The 19364-nt window shown below is 67.0% G+C and carries 17 protein-coding genes; 10 read left to right on the forward strand and 7 right to left on the reverse strand.

The window, feature by feature from the left end:
* Positions 1 to 52: 52 nt before the first annotated feature.
* Both LQF10_RS05690 and LQF10_RS05695 read left to right on the forward strand, forming a co-directional pair.
* Positions 53 to 2341 carry a hypothetical protein gene (locus tag LQF10_RS05690; protein ID WP_231066516.1) on the forward strand — a complete coding sequence of 763 codons (2289 nt, stop codon included), beginning with the start codon at positions 53 to 55 and terminating at the stop codon, positions 2339 to 2341.
* Between the two features lie 189 nt (positions 2342 to 2530).
* Positions 2531 to 3757, forward strand: a complete 1227-nt coding sequence (locus tag LQF10_RS05695) for a helix-turn-helix domain-containing protein (protein WP_231066517.1) — start codon at positions 2531 to 2533, stop codon at positions 3755 to 3757.
* Between the two features lie 65 nt (positions 3758 to 3822).
* Here the strand turns inward: LQF10_RS05695 and LQF10_RS05700 are convergent, their stop codons facing one another.
* Genes LQF10_RS05700 through LQF10_RS05710 form a run of 3 tightly spaced genes read right to left on the reverse strand, consistent with a single transcriptional unit; the run spans position 3823 to position 6929 of the window.
* A complete protein-coding gene (locus LQF10_RS05700; RefSeq protein WP_231066518.1) occupies positions 3823 to 4698 on the reverse strand; it encodes a carbohydrate ABC transporter permease in 876 nt (291 codons plus the stop codon).
* On the reverse strand, positions 4695 to 5618 hold the full coding sequence (locus tag LQF10_RS05705) for a carbohydrate ABC transporter permease (RefSeq protein ID WP_231066519.1): 924 nt from the start codon (positions 5616 to 5618) through the stop codon (positions 4695 to 4697). Before LQF10_RS05705 ends, LQF10_RS05700 begins: the two co-directional genes overlap by 4 nt.
* Before the next feature lie 60 nt (positions 5619 to 5678).
* Positions 5679 to 6929 carry an ABC transporter substrate-binding protein gene (locus tag LQF10_RS05710; protein ID WP_231066520.1) on the reverse strand — a complete coding sequence of 417 codons (1251 nt, stop codon included), beginning with the start codon at positions 6927 to 6929 and terminating at the stop codon, positions 5679 to 5681.
* Positions 6930 to 7194: 265 nt separating this feature from the next.
* On the opposite strand from LQF10_RS05710, the gene LQF10_RS05715 reads away from it, so the two are divergent.
* On the forward strand, positions 7195 to 8037 hold the full coding sequence (locus LQF10_RS05715; protein ID WP_231066521.1) for an NAD-dependent epimerase/dehydratase family protein: 843 nt from the start codon (positions 7195 to 7197) through the stop codon (positions 8035 to 8037).
* 224 nt (positions 8038 to 8261) lie between these two features.
* Entirely contained in the window at positions 8262 to 11174 is a 2913-nt protein-coding gene (secA, locus tag LQF10_RS05720) for a preprotein translocase subunit SecA (RefSeq protein WP_231066522.1), read from the forward strand.
* A gap of 9 nt (positions 11175 to 11183) precedes the next feature.
* Here secA and LQF10_RS05725 read toward each other — a convergent pair whose 3' ends face one another.
* Positions 11184 to 11693, reverse strand: coding sequence for an Rv3235 family protein (locus LQF10_RS05725; RefSeq protein WP_231066523.1), 510 nt, complete (start codon positions 11691 to 11693; stop codon positions 11184 to 11186).
* 100 nt (positions 11694 to 11793) lie between these two features.
* A complete protein-coding gene (locus tag LQF10_RS05730; RefSeq protein WP_231066524.1) occupies positions 11794 to 12606 on the reverse strand; it encodes a LysM peptidoglycan-binding domain-containing protein in 813 nt (270 codons plus the stop codon).
* A 214-nt stretch (positions 12607 to 12820) separates the two neighbouring features.
* On the opposite strand from LQF10_RS05730, the gene LQF10_RS05735 reads away from it, so the two are divergent.
* Positions 12821 to 13330, forward strand: coding sequence for a hypothetical protein (locus LQF10_RS05735; protein WP_231066525.1), 510 nt, complete (start codon positions 12821 to 12823; stop codon positions 13328 to 13330).
* A gap of 54 nt (positions 13331 to 13384) precedes the next feature.
* Here the strand turns inward: LQF10_RS05735 and LQF10_RS05740 are convergent, their stop codons facing one another.
* Complete coding sequence (locus LQF10_RS05740) at positions 13385 to 13603, reverse strand: helix-turn-helix domain-containing protein (RefSeq protein WP_231066526.1); 219 nt, start codon at positions 13601 to 13603, stop codon at positions 13385 to 13387.
* A 134-nt stretch (positions 13604 to 13737) separates the two neighbouring features.
* Between LQF10_RS05740 and LQF10_RS05745 the strand changes: the two genes are divergently transcribed.
* From LQF10_RS05745 to LQF10_RS05755, 3 genes are read left to right on the forward strand one after another with little or no spacing between them, the layout of a single operon-like run.
* On the forward strand, positions 13738 to 14394 hold the full coding sequence (locus LQF10_RS05745; protein ID WP_231066527.1) for a hypothetical protein: 657 nt from the start codon (positions 13738 to 13740) through the stop codon (positions 14392 to 14394).
* Complete coding sequence (locus LQF10_RS05750) at positions 14391 to 15695, forward strand: CpaE/TadZ family protein (RefSeq protein ID WP_231066528.1); 1305 nt, start codon at positions 14391 to 14393, stop codon at positions 15693 to 15695. The genes LQF10_RS05745 and LQF10_RS05750 overlap by 4 nt, the downstream gene beginning before the upstream one ends.
* 60 nt (positions 15696 to 15755) lie before the next feature.
* Positions 15756 to 16220, forward strand: coding sequence for a DUF6912 family protein (locus LQF10_RS05755; protein WP_231066529.1), 465 nt, complete (start codon positions 15756 to 15758; stop codon positions 16218 to 16220).
* 48 nt (positions 16221 to 16268) lie between these two features.
* Here the strand turns inward: LQF10_RS05755 and hisN are convergent, their stop codons facing one another.
* The gene (gene hisN, locus LQF10_RS05760; protein WP_231066530.1) at positions 16269 to 17072 is read right to left on the reverse strand and encodes a histidinol-phosphatase; all 804 of its coding nucleotides are present in this window, start codon (positions 17070 to 17072) and stop codon (positions 16269 to 16271) included.
* Between the two features lie 254 nt (positions 17073 to 17326).
* Here hisN and LQF10_RS05765 point away from each other — a divergent pair, with 254 nt between their 5' ends.
* Together LQF10_RS05765 and LQF10_RS05770 are read left to right on the forward strand one after the other, a co-directional pair.
* Positions 17327 to 18478 carry a DUF5005 domain-containing protein gene (locus LQF10_RS05765; protein ID WP_231066531.1) on the forward strand — a complete coding sequence of 384 codons (1152 nt, stop codon included), beginning with the start codon at positions 17327 to 17329 and terminating at the stop codon, positions 18476 to 18478.
* 133 nt (positions 18479 to 18611) lie between these two features.
* Complete coding sequence (locus LQF10_RS05770) at positions 18612 to 19307, forward strand: FadR/GntR family transcriptional regulator (RefSeq protein ID WP_231066532.1); 696 nt, start codon at positions 18612 to 18614, stop codon at positions 19305 to 19307.
* Positions 19308 to 19364: the final 57 nt, after the last annotated feature.

Genomic DNA, 19364 nt, shown 5'->3' on the forward strand with positions numbered 1-19364 from the left:
GGGCCCGCTGCGGTCGCACGACACCCAGTCGATGATGACGAAGGAGTGCACGATGAGAACACGACGATCCGCTGCGATCGCATGGGCGGCAGGAGCTGCCTTGGTACTGGGGGCCGCCGTCGGTGCACCGGCTTCGGCGAGCACGAGCCCGCCCTTGCCGGCCACCACTGAGGTGGCATCCTCGGCCACGGACCCCGTCACCGACCTCGGCGAGGCGGTGCGCAAGTCCCAGGTCCTCGCCTCGGCTACCGGCACTGCGCCTGACGGTGTTCCCTACGGCTACTACGTGGTCTCCGGCAACCAGAACGTCACGGCCGAATTCGCCGTCGTCGACCTGCGCACGGAGGAGACGGTGTTGCGCACGCGGATCCCTTACGGTGCCAGTAGTCAGCGCGCCCTGGCGATCTCGCCAGTGGACGGCACCGTGTATTTCGGAACCTCCGATGTGGGTCACATCTACCGCTATGTGCCGGGCGCGGACGATGTGGAGCATCTGGCTGAACTGCCCGATGGAGTGCGAGCGTGGGGCATGGCGGTCGACGCGGAGGGGACGCCGTGGTTCGGTGCCTATCCGACCGGGGCGCTGTACTCCCTCGACCCAGCCTCCGGTGTGGTCACCGATCACGGCCAGGCGATCGCGGGGGAGCAGTACGTCGTCGCCATCGCCCCAGTTGCGGACACGGTCTACGTCGGTACCGGAGCGAATGCCAAGCTCGCCGCGTTCGACCGGGCCTCGGGGGACTTCACCGAGATCGCGATGCCCGCCGGGCACAGCGGAACGAACATCACTGCACTCGATGTGCGCGATGACCTGATGTTCGTCAGCACCACCAGCATGCATGTGCGCGACCTCGTGACCGGTGAGTGGGTCGACGAGATCAGTGGAGCGAATGCCCGCGTCTCACCCATCTCTCCCACCGATCCGGACGCGGTCTACCTGCGCCAGGGGAGCGAGGTGAAGCGGTACGACCTCCGCACCGGTGCGATCACCGGAACGGGCAAGGCACCGAACGCCACTCCCGAATCATGGAGCTGGATCGAGCGTGACGATTCTGGTTACTTCCTCACCCTGACCTACTGGAATCAGGGGCGTACCTATGGCTGGAACCTGGATGCCGGCGGGAGCTTCTACCTCGTTCCGGACGTGCAGGGCGCAGGGGCGCCGCTGATCAGCCTCGGCACCGGCCCCCTCGGCAACATCTACGCCGGTGCGTTCCTCAGCCCACCCGGATCGGGCAGGTACGACCCTGATGGAGAGGGCATTGAACTGTTGAACGGCACCAGCCAGGTGGAAGGGTGGGGCACCTTCGACGGCAACGTCGTCTTCGGCCGCTACCCGCAGGGTTCGGTCTACCTCTACGATCCGGAACAGCCCTGGAACTACGGGAGCAATCCCGACACGCCGCCGCTGGAGCTCGGCAACGGGGTGAGCCGACCGCAGTCGTTGATCGAGCTGACCGCCGTACCCGACACCGTGGCTGTCGCCTCCGTTCCGAAGCCAGGTGAGCACGGTGGGGCGATCACCCTGTGGCAGCCGTACGCCGGAACACACACGGTCTACCGCAATGTGGTGCCAGATCAGACGCCGGTTGGCTTCGTCCAGAATGACGGCCTGCTGCTCGGTGGCACGTCCATCGACGGTGGTTACGGAATCGACCCGATCACCGACGAGGCGGTCCTGTTCGCATGGGATCCGGTGACCACCGAGACACTGTGGACCACGGCTCCCATTCCGGGGGCGCGCACGCTCGCGGGGCTCGCCGTCGACGACGACGGGCACCTGTGGGGAGTCGCGGACAGTCGTACCGTGTTCGAGTTCGACCTCGAGACCAAGCAGGTGCTGCGCACGGTCACGATCGACGCGAACGCCTCCATCGACAGGTTCGGTGACAACGACCGGCTGCTGTTCGACCACGGCCGACTGTTTGGATCCGTGGCGGGCCGGCTCTTCGTGCTGGATCAGGTCACCGATGAGGTGACGAGCCTTTACGGTGCAGGCAGCGGTCGCGAGGACTCCACCACCCACGTGCACGAACTCGCCCGCGACCGCTACGGCGATCTGTACGTCATCGGGGCGAGCACCCGTCTTGTCCGGTATGCCCTGCCCGAGGATGTGACGGCCCCCGAGGTCACGGCACGCCACCGCGGTGCAGCCGTGTGGCTGGAGGCCTCGGACGGGCACGACGACGCACCACGGATCGATTACCGGATCGACGGAGGCGAGTGGATGAGCGACGACGGCGGCCGTCCGATCGTGGTGCGACCCGGTGCGCAGTTGGAGTACCGCGCGATCGACGAGGCGTGGAACTCCTCGTCGGTGGAGCATTTCACCGGTGGATGAGATCACCTCAGCGCAGACTCTGAACAGAGACTAAAAGCGCGCGCGCAGGTCCCGGCAGGGCGGCGGACATCCGTCGCCCTGCCGTGTGCCGCCAGGCACGGGATGGCGCGTGGCGTGGGGTACCCCGCTCTCGCCGGGAGGCGTATGGCACGATGAAGCCGACCTGGTCAGGCGAGGAACGGGGGGTAGATGACACCGGTCATCGGCGTGGTCGGCCCGGCAGACATCGTCCCCGGTGTCGCCCAGACATGCAGCACCATGTCCGGATACGACGTGATCCGCCTGCCCTACGTTCACGAGACCGAGACGCACGACATCGTGCGCGCGAATGTCGATTCGGTGGACGCGTGGCTGTTCACCGGAATCGTTCCTTACGTCCACGCCAAGGGGGCATCCACCCGGCCCGCGGCGTTCGTGGACTACACGCGCGAGACCGTCCTGCGCTCATGGGTGCAGTTGGCCCGGGCAGGGCGGGATATCGCGCGTACCTCGATCGACACCGTCGGAGCACCGGAACTACGGGAGATCGCTGACGCTGTCGGCCTTCCCTCCGATCGCCCCAGATCTCTGCCCCATCGCGTCGACCAGCGGGTGGAGCAGCTGATCGATTTCCACCGGAAGAACCCTGACGCGTCGTGGACGGCGATCACCTGCGTGTCGAGCGTCTATGACGCGCTCCGCGACGACATCTCGATTATCCGACTGGTGCCGTCGGAGAATGCGATCCGGACGGCCGTCACCAGGTTGTCGTTCGCCGTGAACACCCATGTGAACGAGGACTCTCAGGTCGCCGTCGGTCTGCTGGTTGCCGACGACATGGCCGGTGCCGCGCCGTTGGTCCGACAACAGGCGAGGGCGCTGGCAGGAACCGTTGCCACTGCCGATACCGGTGAACTGCTGCTGGTGACCACGCGCGGCGCGCTGGCGATCGCGTCCTACCAGTTCACCCAGCCGCCGTTGCTGCGGCGGTTGGATGAGGTCGGTATCACGGCCTCGGCGGGATTCGGAGTCGGACGCACCGCCTTGGAGGCCGAACGCCTGGCGCGCCGGGCGCTGAACCGCGCCGAGACCTACCCCGGTTCGACCGCGGTCGCCTCATTCCGGAACGACGTCGACCTCGTTCTCGGCGCCGCCGGCGGCCATACCGCGATTGCCCAGGATTCACCTGCACTGAGCACGATCGCCACCCGCGTCGGAGTAGCCCTGCAGACGCTGACGCGCCTGCGCGAGCTGGCTCAGGCACATCCGGATGAGCCGGTGACCTCCCGCCTGGTTGCCGAGGAGCTCAACGTTCAGCAGCGCACGGCTCGCCGCATGCTGGCACGCCTGGAGCACGGGGGATACGCCGAACGCACGGGACGTGAGGCGCTCGGATCAAGCGGGCGTCCGCTCACCCGGTACACGCTGCACCTGTGACTCGCGTGCGAGTGGGCTGCGATGGATTGACGGCCGCCGCCTCGGATCGATGTCCGTGGTGAACATCACCCCTTGATCCCGCTCGCTGCGACGCTGTTGACGATGTAGCGCTGCAACACAGCGAAGACGAGCAGGCATGGGATCACCGTGATCGCGGCGGCCGCCATCAGCCTCGCCTGCGAGACGGCCTCCTGGTTCAGGCTGGCCAGGCCGACCGTGAGGGTGCGCATCTCGTCGGTCTGGGCGATGATCAGCGGCCACAGGAAGTCGTTCCAATGCCAGAGGAAGACGAAGATGCCGAGGGTGGCCAGAATCGGCGTGGTCAGTGGCAGGACGATGCGCCAGAAGATCGTCCACTCGCGCGCACCGTCGATCTTCGCTGCCTCGAACAACTCATCGGGCAGCCCCATGATGAACTGCCGCATCAAGAACACCGCCTGTGAGTTCGCCAGGGTGGGAACGATGAGCCCCCAGAAGGTGTCGATACCCTCGAGCTTGGCGACCAGAACGAACAGCGGGATGATCGTCGCCTGCGTCGGAACCATGAGCGTGGCGAGGAAGGACCAGAAGACGATCTCGCGACCAGGGAATCGCTTCTTCGCGAACGCGTAGCCGGCCATCGCTGCTGTGATGAGCACGAGCACGACCGAGACGATCGAGTAGATCGCGGTGTTCGCCGTCCAACGCAGGAAGTTCCGTGCCGAGAGCACCGCGATGAGGTTGTCCAGTGTCCACTCCTGGGGCAGCTGGAACGGGATGGTCCGGGCGCCCTCCGGGCTGAGCGCGAGGATGAAGACAGCGAGGAAGGGCACCACCGTGCCGAAAGCGAGCACGGCGGCGACCAGGATCGTCCCTGGTCGGATGCTGCTGCGGCGCCGGCGCAGCGTCGGCTCCGAGGCCCTTCGCCCCTCAGTTCCCGGTCGGGTGAGCATGGCGGTCATGAGTTGCTCCGATCGAGGAAGCCGCGCTGGATCAAGGAGATGAGGAACACGATCAGGAAGATCGCCACGCCGATCGCCGCGGCATAGCCGAAGTCGAAGAACTTGAAGCCTTGGTCATACAGCGCGTAGACGAGCGAATAGGACGCACGAGAGGGTCCCCCTCCGGTCATCACATAGATGGTGTCGAACACCTGGAATGCCGCGATCGTCTCGATCACGAGCACGAAGAAGACCACGGGTCGCAGCAGTGGCAACGTGACGCGGACGAACCGCTGCGTCGCGTTGGCGCCGTCGAGAGTGGCCGCCTCGAGCAGATCCTCCGGAATGTTCTTCAGCCCGGCGAGCAGGATCAGCATCGAATAGCCGAACCCACGCCATGCCGAGACGACCGCGAGAGAGGTGAGGACCTGAAGCTGATTCCCGGTCAGGAAGGGGTACGGATCGATACCGGCATCGGCGATCAGACCGTTGATCAAGCCGTCGGTGGCAAAGATCCACAGCCAGATCACACCGGCGAGTACGAACGAGGTCACATAGGGCAGGAAGAGCGCACCGCGGAAGAAGCCGGTTCCCCAGACGAGGCGGTTCAGCACCAGGGCCGTCGCCATCGAGACGACAACGACGAGCGGCACGTAGATCGCGGCGTAGACCAGCGTCGTGATCAGCGCGCCATGGAAGACCTCGTCGCCGGCCATCCGCGCGTAGTTGTCGAACCACACCACGGAGAAGTCCCCGCTGAGCTGATAGTCGGTCAGGCTCATCCCGACTGCGCCGAGGCTTGGCACGAATCGGAAGATGATGAATAGCACCAGCATGGGCAGGACGAACAGGATGCCAGCCCACATTCCGCTACGGGTGGCGGCGCTCGGCCGTCGGCCCGCGCGGCGCGTCGGCCGCGGTGGAGCAGTGGTCGCGGTCATGGTCTCCCTCTCAAGTCGTGGCTGCGGGGCGCATCACTGTGCGCCCCGCAGCGTGGTGCGTCACAGGCGAGAGATCGCGTCCCGAGCCTCGGCCGCGGCGTCATCCATGGCCTGCTGAGCATCTTTCTGCCCTTGCAGCGCGGACTGGATGTGCGTGGCCAGGATCGACATCACCTGACGTGCCCCCGGTACGGCTTCGCCCGGGTTGGAGACGTCCAGCGAATCGAACAGCGCCTGAGTCGGCTCGTCCTCGATCGCGATCTCAACGTCAGTACGTGAGGGGAACCACCCGGATGCCTCGTACAACTCCGACTGCGCCTGCGGTGCCGCGAGCGCCCGTGCCACCTCGAGCGCTGCATCCTCGTCCTCGTTGATCGTGGTCCGCGAGATCAGGCCCGGCGTGCCGAATGAGGCTTGGACGGTACCGGTGAGCGGGGCGCCCACGGCGACGTTCTCCTCGCCGATCGCGGCCTGCATCTGCTCGATCGAGGCTCCCGCCATCGCGTACGACATGGCCGCCGTGCCGAGTGCGAGGGGGCCGCCCTCGATCGTGTTGTTCTTCGTGGCCGCATCAGCCGGGAGGCCGCCGGCCTCCTGCAGGTCGAGCAGGAACTGCAGAGCGGCGACTCCCTCGGGACCATCGAAGGCGACATCGCTGCCGTCCTCGGTGAACACAGTCCCGCCCGCCTGCCACAGCAGCGGATAGAAGCTCATGTTCAGCGTGGTTTCGGCGGAACCGGCGTAGTCCATCACGGCCACGCCGTTGTCGGCGAGCGCAGGTGCCGCAGCGAGCACGTCCTCCCAGGTCTGGGGCAGTTCGTCGATGCCTGCTTCGTCGAACAATGCCTCGTTGTAGGCCGTGGTGTTGGCGGTCTGGTAGATCGGCACCCCGTAGATCTCACCGTCGAACGTTCCCCCGGCGAGGGCGCCCTCGTAGTACGAGGCGGGATCGTCGATGGCGTCGCCGATAGGCAAGAGGCCGCCGGTGGAGTAGAAATTCATGGCGAGGTCGGGCACGAGAAGTACGAGATCTGGCCCCGTTCCGGCTGCGATCGCCGTGCCGATCTTCTCTTCGCGATCACTCCAAGGCTGCAACTCGATCGTGAGGTCGATATCGGTGTGCTCGGCCTCGAAGTCGGCCTCGAAGCCCTCCCAGTAGGTGCGGTTGGCGTCCTCGTCGCCAATGACGGGATACATCCACAGGGTGATCTCGGACGTGCCGGTGCCGGCATCGCCGCCGGAACTACACGCTGTCAGTGCAAGCGCAGCGGCGGTACCGAGCGCGAACGCGGTGGTGGTATGGGTTTTCATCAGAACCTCCTGGGTGTGGGCGATGCGTCCTCGCATCGGGGGAGTCGAGGCGGTCATCTCAGCGAGCCGCTGAGATCGTTGGTGACACGTGGCCAAACGGATGGACAGTCGCTGCTCCAGCTCTGCTTCGCCGAGCGGCACTCAGGTGCTGTCGTCATCGTCATGCCCTCCTGGTGTGGCTCCGTCGGCAGTGGCTTCATATTTACGGTCGGGACCGTTATTGTCAAACGGCGACGATGACGATCGAGTAACGGAAAGGACACGTATGCGCATCCTGTTGATCGGTGGAGGGGGTGTGGTCGGAACCGCACTGGCGTTGCGGATGCGAGACCATCACCGCATCACCGTGCTGGATCGCCGAAAGGTGAGCATCGCGGGCGTGCACAGCCTGATGGCCGATGCCACCGACCATGACGTGCTCGCAGCGCACATCCGTGGCTCGCAGGCGGTGGTGCACCTCGCGGCGATCGTGCCGCGCGGTGACACCGAGGCGCGATCGAAGCAGCTCGACGCAGCAATGCGCGTGAACGTCGGTAGCGTTGCCCAGGCGCTGGCGATCAGTGTGCGCGAGGCGGTGCCCTCCTTCGTGCACATCAGTTCGCTCTCGGTGTTCCGCGAGTTCGGCACCCGACGCATTCCGGCCAGTGCCCCGCCGGACGCCATCGCGCCTTATGGGCTCACCAAACGCCTCGCCGAGAATGTGTGCGCCGCGCTGGCCGACGAGCCGACGACGGTCACCTCACTCCGGCTCGCATTCCCCAGCAGGGCCGGAGATTGGCCACAGTGGCGCTCGCCGTCAGCTGATGACGATGCTCCGGCCCGCTCCCTCCAACTTGCCGATGGCACGACGTACCCGGCGCTGCACCCGGACGACCTCGCCGATGCAGTCAACCGTGCCCTGCATCGGCGAGGTCCGTACGCGGCGATCGCACTGGCCCACCCGGCGACCATCGAGGACGAGTCGGCGCATCGTCTGCTCGGCTGGTCACCTCGGTACTTCACGCCGCAGGGGTCCTCGCGAGCTCAGCGTCCTCATTCCGTCCCGCCGCCCGCGGGTGAAGTCGTCGCGCCACTGAGATCCGCCGCGACTGCGCGCGACGGCGGCTGATCGGCCGCTCCTGCGCACACCACGCCGTCGGCGCTGCCCTGGTGAGGTGCCAGGACCACGGTGACCTGACATCCCGGCGCACCGGCCGCCGTCGGGCATGCCCGCCTTTCCGCTCGCAGCGATCCTGTGGCGCACCCGCCACCGGGCGCGGATGCTCTCGCTTACGATGGGAGCTGGCGGTGTCGTTCGGCGCCCCACGACGACTGACCCGACCGGGAGTGTGCGTGCCTGCAATCCTCGACAAGATCCTGCGGATGGGCGAGGGCAAGATCCTCAAGAAGCTGCAGGGCCTCACCGCCCAGGTCAACGCGCTCGAAGACTCGGTGACTGATCTCACCGACGAGGAGTTGCGCGCAGAGACCGAGGCCTTCAAGGAGCGCGTGGCTGACGGCGAGTCCCTCGACTCGTTGCTCCCTGAGGCGTTCGCCGTGGTGCGTGAAGCCGCGGTCCGCACGCTCGGCCAGCGGCACTTCGATGTCCAGATCATGGGCGGCGCCGCCCTGCACCTGGGCAACATCGCCGAGATGAAGACCGGTGAAGGCAAGACGTTGGTGGCCACGCTGCCCGCGTACCTGAACGCGCTCAGCGGCAAGGGCGTGCACATCGTCACCGTGAACGATTACCTCGCCAAGTACCAGAGTGAGCTGATGGGGCGCGTGTTCCGGTTCCTCGGGCTGACCACGGGGGTGATCCTGTCCGGGCAGAAGCCTGATGAACGGCGCGAGATGTACGCCGCGGACATCACCTACGGCACGAACAACGAGTTCGGCTTCGACTTCCTCCGCGACAATATGGCCTGGTCCACGAGCGAACTGGTCCAGCGCGGGCACAACATGGCGATTGTGGACGAGGTGGACTCGATCCTCATCGACGAGGCCCGCACTCCGCTGATCATCTCCGGCCCGTCCTCGGGCGATGTGAACAAGTGGTACGTGGAGTTCGCACGGATTGTGCGCACGATGTCCGCCGAGACCGACTACGAAGTCGACGAGAAGAAGCGCACCATCGGCATCCTCGAACCGGGTATCGAGAAGGTCGAGGATCACCTCGGCATCGACAACCTCTACGAGTCGCTGAACACGCCGCTGATCGGCTTCCTGAACAACGCCGTCAAGGCCAAGGAACTGTTCTCCCGGGACAAGGACTACGTGGTGATGAACGGTGAGCTACTCATCGTCGATCAGCACACCGGCCGTATCTTGCCGGGCCGCCGATTCAACGAGGGAATGCACCAGGCACTCGAGGCGAAGGAAGGGGTGACGATCAAGGCGGAGAACCAGACGCTGGCCACGATCACCCTGCAGAACTACTTCCGCCGCTACGCCACCCTTTCCGGGATGACCGGGACGGCCATGACCGAGGCCGCGGAGTTCCAGGGCACCTATGAGGTGGGCGTGGTGCCGATCCCGCCGAACCGGCCGATGGCCCGGATCGACCAGTCGGACTTCGTGTACAAGTCCGAGCTGGCCAAGTTCGAGGCGGTCGTCGAGGACATCGTCGAGCGGCACGCGGCGGGGCAGCCGGTGCTCGTGGGAACCACGAGTGTGGAGAAGTCTGAGCTGCTCTCGAAGATGCTGAAGAAGAAGCGGGTCCCGCACGAGGTGCTGAACGCGAAGCAGCACGACCGTGAGGCATCCATCGTGGCGATGGCTGGGCGCAAGGGAGCTGTCACGGTCGCCACGAACATGGCCGGTCGCGGTACCGACATCATGCTCGGCGGTAACGCTGAGCACCTCGCCATCGAGGCGCTCGCGAAGCAGGGCCTGGACGCCCGCGATTCGCCTGAGGAGTACGAGGACGCGTGGCCGGCGGCCCTGGAGAAGGCGCAGGCCTCGGTGGCGGCAGAGCACGATGAGGTCACCGAACTCGGCGGGCTCTACGTCCTCGGTACCGAACGGCACGAATCGCGCCGGATCGACAACCAGCTGCGCGGCCGGTCGGGGCGGCAGGGTGACCCGGGGGAGTCCCGGTTCTACCTCTCCCTCGAGGACGACCTGATGCGCATGTTCAACTCCGCGATGGCGGAGCGGTTCATGGGTTCATCCTTTCCTGATGATGTGCCACTCGAGTCGAAGCTGGTCAGCCGCGGCATCGAAAGCGCCCAAGGTCAGGTGGAGCGGCGCAACCAGGAGATTCGCAAGAACGTCCTCAAGTACGACGATGTCCTCTCCCGCCAGCGTGAGGTGGTCTACAGCACGCGGCACGAGCTCCTCAAGGGCGGTGACCTACACGAACAGGTCTCTGGGTTCGTCGAGGATGTCATCACCGGTGTGGTGACCGAGGCCACCTCGAACCCCCACCCGGAGCAGTGGGACCTGGAGCAGCTCTGGACGGATCTGCGCACCATCTACCCGGTCTCGATCACTCCCGAAGAGGTCATCGAGGAGGCCGGGCACGTCACGCGGTTGAGCACCGAGGGGCTCGTCGCTGAACTCGTCTCGGACGCGAAGGTTGCCTATGCGGCCCGGGAACAGGAGCTCACCAGTGAGGTGATGCGCCAGGTGGAGCGCCGCGTGGTGCTCTCCGTGCTGGACCGCAAGTGGCGCGAGCACCTCTACGAGATGGACTACCTCAAGGAGGGTATCGGCCTGCGGGCGATGGCCCAGCGTGATCCGCTGGTGGAGTACCAGCGCGAGGGTTACCAGCTCTTCCAGGCGATGAACGAGTCGATCAAGGAAGAAGTGGTCGGGTACCTGTTCAACCTTGAGGTGAAGAAGAAGGCGGATCCGGACGAGACTGACGGCGCGGCTGCCGAGGCGGGCCCGCTCCCTGCGGTGGCTGCTGACGGCGGAGCCTCACCCCAGGGTGGTTCTGCCGCACCGGGTGGTGGGTCCGGTATGGCCGCCGCACAGTCGCGTCAGGGCCAGGGTGGTCGCCGGGCGGGGCGCAAGTCTGCGCCGCAGCGGCCCAGTGCCCCCGCCGCTGAGGCGGAAGACCCGCTCGGTCTCGGTGCCCCGCAACGGGCAACCGCATTGCAGTACTCGGCTCCGAGTGCGGATGGTGACGGGGGAACCACCGTGCGTGGTAGCGGCCCTGCCCCTCGTGGATCCGGCGAGGATTCAGGATCTGCAGGGGCCTCGGGTGCGAACCGTGAGGCTCGCCGGCGTGCGGCGAAGGCGGCCAAGAAGCGGCGCTGAGTTCCGCCGTCAGCCGATCCGTACGGCGGTGGTACGCCACCTGCCGCGATGTGCCTCCAGGCGCACGGCAGCGGCGCGTACTCGCGCACCGTCGTGCAGGACCACCGAGCACTCCCAGATGCCATCGGTGACCTCGCATGAATGCACTCGTTTGATGGCGACGGCACGCGGCCGCCGGGGACGCCCAGCGATCTGGATCCCTAGGGCAGCGCGTCGGTTCAACGCCGTCCAGACGGTGGGGTCGAGCCACCGGCTCAGTTGAGCGACCGGGCGCATACCCAGGAGCGCCTCCGCACTTGCCCGCACGATCACGCCGGCCCATTCGGCCGCATCGGGCCGTTCCGAGGTCCGCCCGTTTGACCACACCAGCCGCGGAGCGGGCGCCTCGTTCTCAGGTCCTGGTGGATGCTCGGCGGCGGTGGCGTCGAAACGGAGCCGGTCCCAGCGATCCTCCGGAACGGCAGGAGCAGCATGGGGGTGGGCTCGGGCGGTGGTGTAGTCCAGTGCGGGCGTGCTCATCATTGCTCCTTTGTCTGCGACTGTGCGGTCTCTGGCCGCGTCTCGTTCGGTGGCGTCCCGGTGGGTGGGTGCTGTGCGCTGAGGGGAGCACCGCCGCGTGTCATTGGCGGACCTGATCAGTGGCGGGGGCTCGCAGCTGCATGCCAGGCAGGATCAGATCTGGATCGGCACCGACCATGTCCTCGTTTGCCGCGTACCACCGCGGCCAGGCTGCGGCGATCTGCGCCGACGACGGATCCGGCGGCAGATGGTCAGCGGCGATCGACCACAGGGAGTCCCCGGGCAGGACTTCATACGTCATCTCGGTGTTGTCCTGCTCCGCCGGCGTTTCGGTCTCGTCCTCGTCTTCGGCGTCGGCTTCGGCGTCGGCTTCGGCGTCGGCCGGATGATCGGTGGTGCGTCCCGGGACCTCCCGGCCTGCGGGTGATCGCTGTTCGGGTGACGTGGATGCCTCCGGGCGCTCCTGAGCACCGTGCTCGTCAACAGGTTCGGGATCGGTGACCCAGCCGAGATCGTCTGGTGCCTCCGCCCGATCCTGGCTCGCCGCGGCGATCTCCATCGATCCCGCACCGGCGGGGGTGGTGACGGCGTGCGCAGGAGCGGCGAAGAATCCGGCGGCGAGTGCGGCACTGGTGCCGATACCCACGAGCCGCGCGATTCCTGGAGCTCCTCGGCGCCGGATCATGCGCTCTGCGGTCGTCCAGGCCCCGCCCACCGCCCGCACGGCCAGGCAGAGCACACCGAGGGAGGCGCTGAGGGCGTACCACGCGGCCACAAGCGTGCCCACGGCCGCGGCGGCCGCGGTCGTCACCTCGTCGATCGAGGCGCCGCCGGTGCGGTGCGCGTTCTCCATGCTGCGGACGGCTTCGAGTCCGAGCTGTCCGATCAGCACAGCGAGAGCGCTCGTACCCACTGTTGTCAGGAGGCCGAGGCCAAGCCGCGAGCCGGTGCCCGGCCGGGTTCCTGGCGTCGTGGTGCTCCGCGTGTGATGCCGAACTTGTATGTCGATGAGCGTCATATGATTTCAGTTCGTGTCGGTTCGTGACATTGGATGTGTATAGATGTACATGGATTGTTGGCGGTTGTCGAGCGTGTGGCCGACCTGTGGACAGCCGTACGCTGGTTCGATGCGATGGGACGATGTCTTCGCCGACCTGCAGGCAGAGTTCGACGCGGCATTGCGCAGTGAGGACGAGGCGGAGATCGCCGAACTGGCGCGCGCCGAGATGGCGAGTACGGTGCTGGCGGATCGTTGTCGCGCACGCCGCGGGCACGAGCTCACCGTGCGCGTGCGTGACGGGAGCGACCGCACCGGCATCATCCTCGAGTCGAACCGCGCGTGGTTGCTGATCGGTGCCGGCGAACGGCGGGTGCTGGTCCCGATGAGTGCGGTCGTCCTCGCCTGGCCGCTGGGTGGTGAAGTCGCACCAGAGCCGGGAGCCGTGGAGCTGCGGATGGGACTGGGCCGCGCCTTGCGGGCCTTGGCGCAGACTGGCTCAGAGGTGGCGGTGCGTACTCTCGCGGGCGACCATCGTGGCCGCCTGGCGCGCGTGGGCGCCGATCATTGCGACCTGGTCACGCCGCAGGCGCTGATCACCGTGGCCTGGGCGGGACTCATGAGCGTGGAATCTCACTGACGCAACAGTCGGCGGCGGTTGCGGCACCTGACGTCCAGCGGTGACCTGGATTGCCTAGTCCTCGCCGTGGTCGCCGGTCTGCAGCCGCTCGGCGGTACGCGTGTACATCCGCTCGATGTAGGCCTCGAGTTCGGTGTTCTCCACCCGCCAGACACCCTTGCCGCCGATCTGGATACCGCGAAGCTCGCCGGTGCGCACCAGGGCGCGCGCCTGCGACATGGTGATCTGCAGGATCTCCGTGACATCTGCGAGTGAGAGGAACCGCTGCTCCATGCCCCCAGTTTGGCACTGAATTCGGCAGCGGACGGCGCACCGAGTCCACTCCTGTGGACAACTGCCATTCGGCACACACGGAATCGGGCGGTTTGGCAGCATGGGGTCAGTTCGTCGACCAGAGGGGGAGCACTATGACCGCACCAGTGGCACCACGCATTCGCCGCCCGAGCTGGCGTGATCCGCGCCTGGGAGTCGGTGTGCTGCTGGTCGCTGGGTCCGTTGCGCTCGGATCCTGGGTGGTGAATCAGGCGAACCAGACGGTCGAGGTCTACGCGGCACCGGATGTGCTCACGCCGGGGGAGACGATCGTGGTGGAGGATCTGGAGCTCGTCTCGGTCAGCGTGCCGGAGGTGGACGCCACCTATGTGACTCCGCGCAACCCGCCGGAGCCGGGCGCAGTGATAGTGCGGACGGTCCACGAGGGGGAGATCATTCCGCTCGCCTCGGTGGGTGCGGCCGCTGACGTCGACGTGCGGACCGTGGCCGTGCCGATCGGCACCGCACTGGCCGACAGCATCGGCGTCGGTTCACAGGTTGATGTCTGGGTGGCGGCCGGCGCGGACTCGCTGGGGTCGGCTGCAGGCGAGGACGAGGTCACCGAGCCGGAGCTGCTGGTCAGCGGCGTGGAGGTGGCGGCCGTGCACGAGGACTCGTCGTTGTTCGCCGGTCCCGGCACCATGCAGGCCCACCTGCTGGTGCCATCCGGCGAGTTGCCCGCCGTCCTGGCGGCGATGAGTGCGGACTCCGCCATCACGGTGGTTCCGGTACCGGGGAGCGGGGCGCCATGACGACGGGAGTCCTCCTCGCGCTGTCCGGCTCTGTGGAGGAGGATCTCGTCGCCCGGATCGGTCGCCATCGCGACCTCCGGGTGGTCCGGCGCTGCGCCGATGCCGCCGAACTGGTGGCCGCGGCAGTCGCTGGGCTGGGCACCGTTGCCGTGCTCGACGACGAGGAAGTCGTGGACCGGCGCCTGGTCGCGCGATTGCGATCGGTAGGAGCCGCCACAGTCGTGCTGTGTGACGGCGCTGACTGCGAGCGATACGCCGATCTCGGGGCCATCGCGGTTCCGCGAGGCGTTGACCCGATGCCTGCCGTGGTGGCGGTGGCCGAGGGTGCGGCGATCACGTCGGTAGCGGAGGAGTTCCCCGGGGAGTCAGACGAACCGGGTTCGATCGATGGCACCGCAGCGCCCCTGCCGGCGGCCACCCGCCGATCGCCGGTTGAACCACGAGTGATCACGGTGACCGGTGCACCAGGAGCCCCCGGCCGCACCACGCTCGCCATTGCCCTGGCCGACGAGCTGGCCGCCACCGGTGCGCCGACGATGCTCATCGACGCCGACCTGTGGGGCGGATCCATCGCACAGACGCTGGGCCTGGTGGCCGAGTCGGCGGGACTGTCCGCCGCCATCCGCGCCGCCGACCGTGGGAGCCTCGACGATGCCGCACTGGATCGGTTGCTGGTGACCATGCCGGATGGCCTTCGCGTACTCACCGGTCTCGCGCGTGCGGCACGATGGCGCGAAGTCGGCCCGGACAGCGTGGATGCCCTGCTCGATCGTGCCCGACGACAGGCCGCGTGGGTGGTGGTTGAGGCGCCCGTCTTGGTACCCGAGGATGAGGGCTTCGACGTGGGGCCGGGCCGCAACGCCGTCGCACACACCCTCCTCGCCGCCGCGCAGGAGGTGCTCGTGGTGGGCGCCGCGGAACCCATCGCGATTCAACGCCTGGTGCAGACCCTGCTGGATCTGCAGGACGTTCCCGGTATCGCATCACGACGAACCATCGTGAACCGGTTGCGGCTCTCGGCGGCGGGCCCGCATCCGGATCTGTCCGTGCGTGAAGCCCTGGGCAGATTCGCGGGTGTCTCCGATCCCCTCCTGGTGCCGGACGATCGCGCACTCGCCGACCGCGCTGTGCTCACGGGAATGACCTGGCGAGCGGCTGGAGCGCTCTCCCCTGCGCGCCTGGCCGTCAGAGATCTGGCACGCACGTTGCTTGCCGAGGCGGGCCAGCAGGCGGAGGCGACCGGACGCCGTCGGGCCCGGCGGTGGCGCGCCCGGCCCCGCGGCCGGCGCCGGAGCGGTTGAGGGCGACCGGTCCTGCCAACGGCGACTCCTGCCCGGCGGCGCCTCTGGCAGACTGAGTGGATGCGCGTCTATCTCCCCGCCACGGTGGCTGAACTGGCCGAGCCCAGCGGCCTGCCCGCCCGCACCGGCCGTGCGGTGACGGCGGCGCTACGGACGGCCCTCGGTGCCGACGCCGACGAGGAGATGGCCGAGTACGCGGCCCTGATACTTGCTGCGGAGGATTCACTGGCGAACCTCACCGAGAGCGATGCGATGCGGCGGCTTGTGGTGGCGGCCGATGTGCCGGATTCTGCCGTACGTGATGCTGCAGGCCGCGAGGCAGGCGCGGAGCTGGCCCGTGTGCACGTACCCGAGGTGCCGTTCGCCGATGTGGTGAGTTTCCATGTTGATGCCGCAGACGCCCACACACTCGCCCTGGTGGCCCGTGCGCTCAGCGGTGATGAACAGGCCGTGGCCGAGATCGGTGCGGAAGATCTGCTCTGGTACGACGTCAGTGAGCGTGAGGTGCTGCTCGCTGAGGTCTGACGGCGCCACGCGGGCGTCACGGGCGGGGGTGTGCCCCGGCCGACGGTGTCAGTGTCGGCTGAGCTGGGTCAGGACAGTCTCATGCAGGTGCCCGTTGGTGGCCACGGCGCTCCCGCCGAACGGGCCGTCGGCACCCTCCAGCGAGGTGAACCGCCCGCCGGCTTCAGTGACGATCGGCACCAGCGCGGCCATATCGTAGAGCTCGAGTTCGGGCTCGCAGGCCACGTCCACGGCGCCCTCGGCCACGAGCATGTAGCTCCAGAAATCGCCGTAGGCGCGGCTACGCCACACACTCGCCTCGAGCATCAGGAATTCGTCGCGCAGGTCGCGCTCCTCCCAGCCGGCCAAGCTGGAGTACGACAAGGACGCGTCGGTGATGTCGCGCACTCCGGACACCTGGATTCGGCTGGCTGCTGAGAGGGAGCGACCTGTCCAGGCGCCTGAACCGATGGCGGCCCACCACCGGCGGCTCAGCGCCGGAGCGCTCACCACGCCCAGCACCGGGTGACCATCGGCGATCAGCGAAATCAACGACGCCCATACAGGCACGCCCCGGACGAAGTTCTTGGTGCCATCGATCGGATCGATCACCCATTGACGCGGGCCGTGCCCCGTGGTGCCGAACTCCTCGCCGAGAACGGCATCCCGTGGGCGTGTGCGTGCGAGCTGCGAGCGGACGATCTCCTCGGCCGTGCGGTCGGCGTCGGTGACCGGAGTGGTGTCTGGCTTGGTCTCCACGGTGAGGTCGAGCGCCTTGAAACGAGACATCGTCTGCGCGTCCACCTGATCGGCGATCACATGCGCCAGCCTCAGGTCGTCGTCGTAGCGCGGCGAGTCAGCGGAGGAGGCCATGGCCGCAACGTATCGCGCCGGGCCGTCGAGAGGCTGCAGACACGGCCGAGAGGAGGACCCGCGGACCGAGGCACGTTCCGGCGCCGGAGGGACCTGCCAGGTGACTCCGACGCTCGAACCTTCCTCCGAGGCAACGGCGGGCTGGTCGCCGGGGAAGCGAGGGGCGGTGTGCGGGGGTTGTGCATCCACTCATCAAGTGATGTGATGACTTGATCATTCATCTCGGAACCTCTCCGACTGGCGAAGGAGCCACAATGAGACCCTCCCGCGTCCTTGCAAGCGCGACCGCCGGCGCAACTGCGCTGGTTCTGCTCAGCGCCGCCCCGTCCATGGCGGGCAACGACCGGCCCTCATCCCGGTGTGATCTGCTCGATGCAGAGATCTCCACAACTGCACAGGAGCACGAGGACCTGACCGCACAATTCGGTGCCTACGGCGATAGCGGTCAAGGCTGGACCGGTGGAGATTCCACCTTCTCGATACCGCTGCAGGACGGCCGCAATGTGTGGGTCTTCTCGGACACCTTCTTGGGTCCAGTGAACTCTGACGGCACTCGCCCGTTGGAGACGCCCTTCCTCAACAACAGCTTCGTTGTGCAGGACACGGATGGCCTGAATACGGTCACCGGTGGCACGCCCGCCGAGCCCGCCTCGCTGATCGAACCTCCCGAAGACGGTGGCTGGTACTGGGTGGGCGATGGGGTCCAGGCCTCGGACGGAACCGTCCAACTCACGGCGCTGCAGTTCTGGTACGGCGGCGGAGGAGCATTCGACTTCGGGTGGGAGAGTAACCACCTGGCCCGGTTCGATGCCGACACTCTCGAGTTGCTCGCGCTGACCGACCTTCCCTCAGAGTCCGGAGTTCAATGGGCGAGCTGGATCGAACCGGCCGGAAAGTACACCTACATCTACGGCGTCGAAGACGGCGGTGCAGAGAAGTTCATGCACGTCGCCCGGGTGCGGGGTACCGATCTCACGGCGCGCTGGCAGTTCTGGACCGGGAACAGGTGGAGCTGGGATGAGACGCGCACTACCCGGCTGATGGATGGAGTGGCGAACGAGTACAGCGTCTCCGCACTCGCCGACGGCTACCTGTTGATCACCCAGGACACTCACGAGATCTTCAGTCGCAACATCGAGGCGTACGTGGCGTGCTCCCCGACCGGTCCATTCCATCCGGTCGGCACCGTCTATGAGATGCCCGAGGTTGGCGCCGGTGGGAGTTACGGGAACCCGAACATCTTCGCGTACAACGCGCATGAGCATCCTGAGTTGCGGGAGGTGACTGAGAGCGGGATGACGACGGTGCTGACCTACAACGTGAACAGCTTCGATTCCGCCGACTTGTACGACGACGTCACCATCTACCGGCCTCGCTTCGTCGAGCTCGAGATCGACATCGGCTGAGTCCCATTCCGCCGCCGTGGCGCGACTCGCGGACGTGATCCGGCAGCGCTTCGCCTGTCGCGACAAGTCGGCGGTGGGAGTGGTGGCTCGACACGGGCTTGCACCCGATGAGATCAAGTGATTAGATCACTCTATGTCTTCCGTTCCGTCGTTGCGACGCAACCTCTCCGGTGACCTCGCTCAGGCCGTGGTCGCACTGCTCGAACAGGAGGGACTGCGCACCGGCGATGCACTGGAGTCACTGAAGGCGCTCGCCGCTCGCTTCGACGTCGCCGTCCCGACGATGCGCGAGGCGTTGCGCCGCCTCGAAGGCCTCGGGGTGGTGGACTTCCGGCACGGGTCGGGTATCTATGTGGGCGCCAATGCCGGACGGCGGGTACTCGCCAATCCGGTGCAGTCCCGTCCGGATGCTGACCAGCTTGTTGAACTCCTCGAGGCACGTCGGCAGATCGAGCCTTCGCTGGCCATGTTGGCCGCGCAGGTGCGCGACCCTGCCGGGATCGCCGTGATGGATCAGACCCTGAGCCGCGCGAAGGATCAGATCGTCTCCGGCGATGAGGAACTCTGGCTGACCAACATTGACTTCCACCGCGCCGTGGCGGCGGCCGGCGGAAATGGCGTGCTGGTGGAGATCCTCGATTCGATCGTGCTCATCCACGCCGAGGATCAACGAGAGATTCTCCGTCTGCACGGTGACGCTGACGACGACTATGCCGAGCACGCACACATCGCCGAGTGCGTGCGCCGCGGCGACCCCCTGGCGGCGCGAGACGCCGCATTTGCCCACCTCGACCACGTGGTCGAAGTGATCCGGGCCCGGCGCCGCTGAGCCCCAGCAGCTGTACTCACCCGACCGGCGGACTCCCGCCGGGCCGGAACTGTTCCT

The sequence above is a fragment of the Ruania halotolerans genome (assembly GCF_021049285.1).
Lineage (GTDB): Bacteria > Actinomycetota > Actinomycetes > Actinomycetales > Beutenbergiaceae > Ruania > Ruania halotolerans.

What these genes read in the sequence shown, in the direction of transcription:
- LQF10_RS05690 (WP_231066516.1), top strand. Translation starts at nt 53, where the DNA reads ATGAGAACACGACGATCCGCTGCGATCGCATGGGCGGCAGGAGCTGCC.
- LQF10_RS05695 (WP_231066517.1), top strand. Translation starts at nt 2,531, where the DNA reads ATGACACCGGTCATCGGCGTGGTCGGCCCGGCAGACATCGTCCCCGGT.
- LQF10_RS05700 (WP_231066518.1), bottom strand. Translation starts at nt 4,698, where the DNA reads ATGACCGCCATGCTCACCCGACCGGGAACTGAGGGGCGAAGGGCCTCG.
- LQF10_RS05705 (WP_231066519.1), bottom strand. Translation starts at nt 5,618, where the DNA reads ATGACCGCGACCACTGCTCCACCGCGGCCGACGCGCCGCGCGGGCCGA.
- LQF10_RS05710 (WP_231066520.1), bottom strand. Translation starts at nt 6,929, where the DNA reads ATGAAAACCCATACCACCACCGCGTTCGCGCTCGGTACCGCCGCTGCG.
- LQF10_RS05715 (WP_231066521.1), top strand. Translation starts at nt 7,195, where the DNA reads ATGCGCATCCTGTTGATCGGTGGAGGGGGTGTGGTCGGAACCGCACTG.
- LQF10_RS05725 (WP_231066523.1), bottom strand. Translation starts at nt 11,693, where the DNA reads ATGAGCACGCCCGCACTGGACTACACCACCGCCCGAGCCCACCCCCAT.
- LQF10_RS05735 (WP_231066525.1), top strand. Translation starts at nt 12,821, where the DNA reads ATGCGATGGGACGATGTCTTCGCCGACCTGCAGGCAGAGTTCGACGCG.
- LQF10_RS05740 (WP_231066526.1), bottom strand. Translation starts at nt 13,603, where the DNA reads ATGGAGCAGCGGTTCCTCTCACTCGCAGATGTCACGGAGATCCTGCAG.
- LQF10_RS05745 (WP_231066527.1), top strand. Translation starts at nt 13,738, where the DNA reads ATGACCGCACCAGTGGCACCACGCATTCGCCGCCCGAGCTGGCGTGAT.
- LQF10_RS05750 (WP_231066528.1), top strand. Translation starts at nt 14,391, where the DNA reads ATGACGACGGGAGTCCTCCTCGCGCTGTCCGGCTCTGTGGAGGAGGAT.
- LQF10_RS05755 (WP_231066529.1), top strand. Translation starts at nt 15,756, where the DNA reads ATGCGCGTCTATCTCCCCGCCACGGTGGCTGAACTGGCCGAGCCCAGC.
- hisN (WP_231066530.1), bottom strand. Translation starts at nt 17,072, where the DNA reads ATGGCCTCCTCCGCTGACTCGCCGCGCTACGACGACGACCTGAGGCTG.
- LQF10_RS05765 (WP_231066531.1), top strand. Translation starts at nt 17,327, where the DNA reads ATGAGACCCTCCCGCGTCCTTGCAAGCGCGACCGCCGGCGCAACTGCG.
- LQF10_RS05770 (WP_231066532.1), top strand. Translation starts at nt 18,612, where the DNA reads ATGTCTTCCGTTCCGTCGTTGCGACGCAACCTCTCCGGTGACCTCGCT.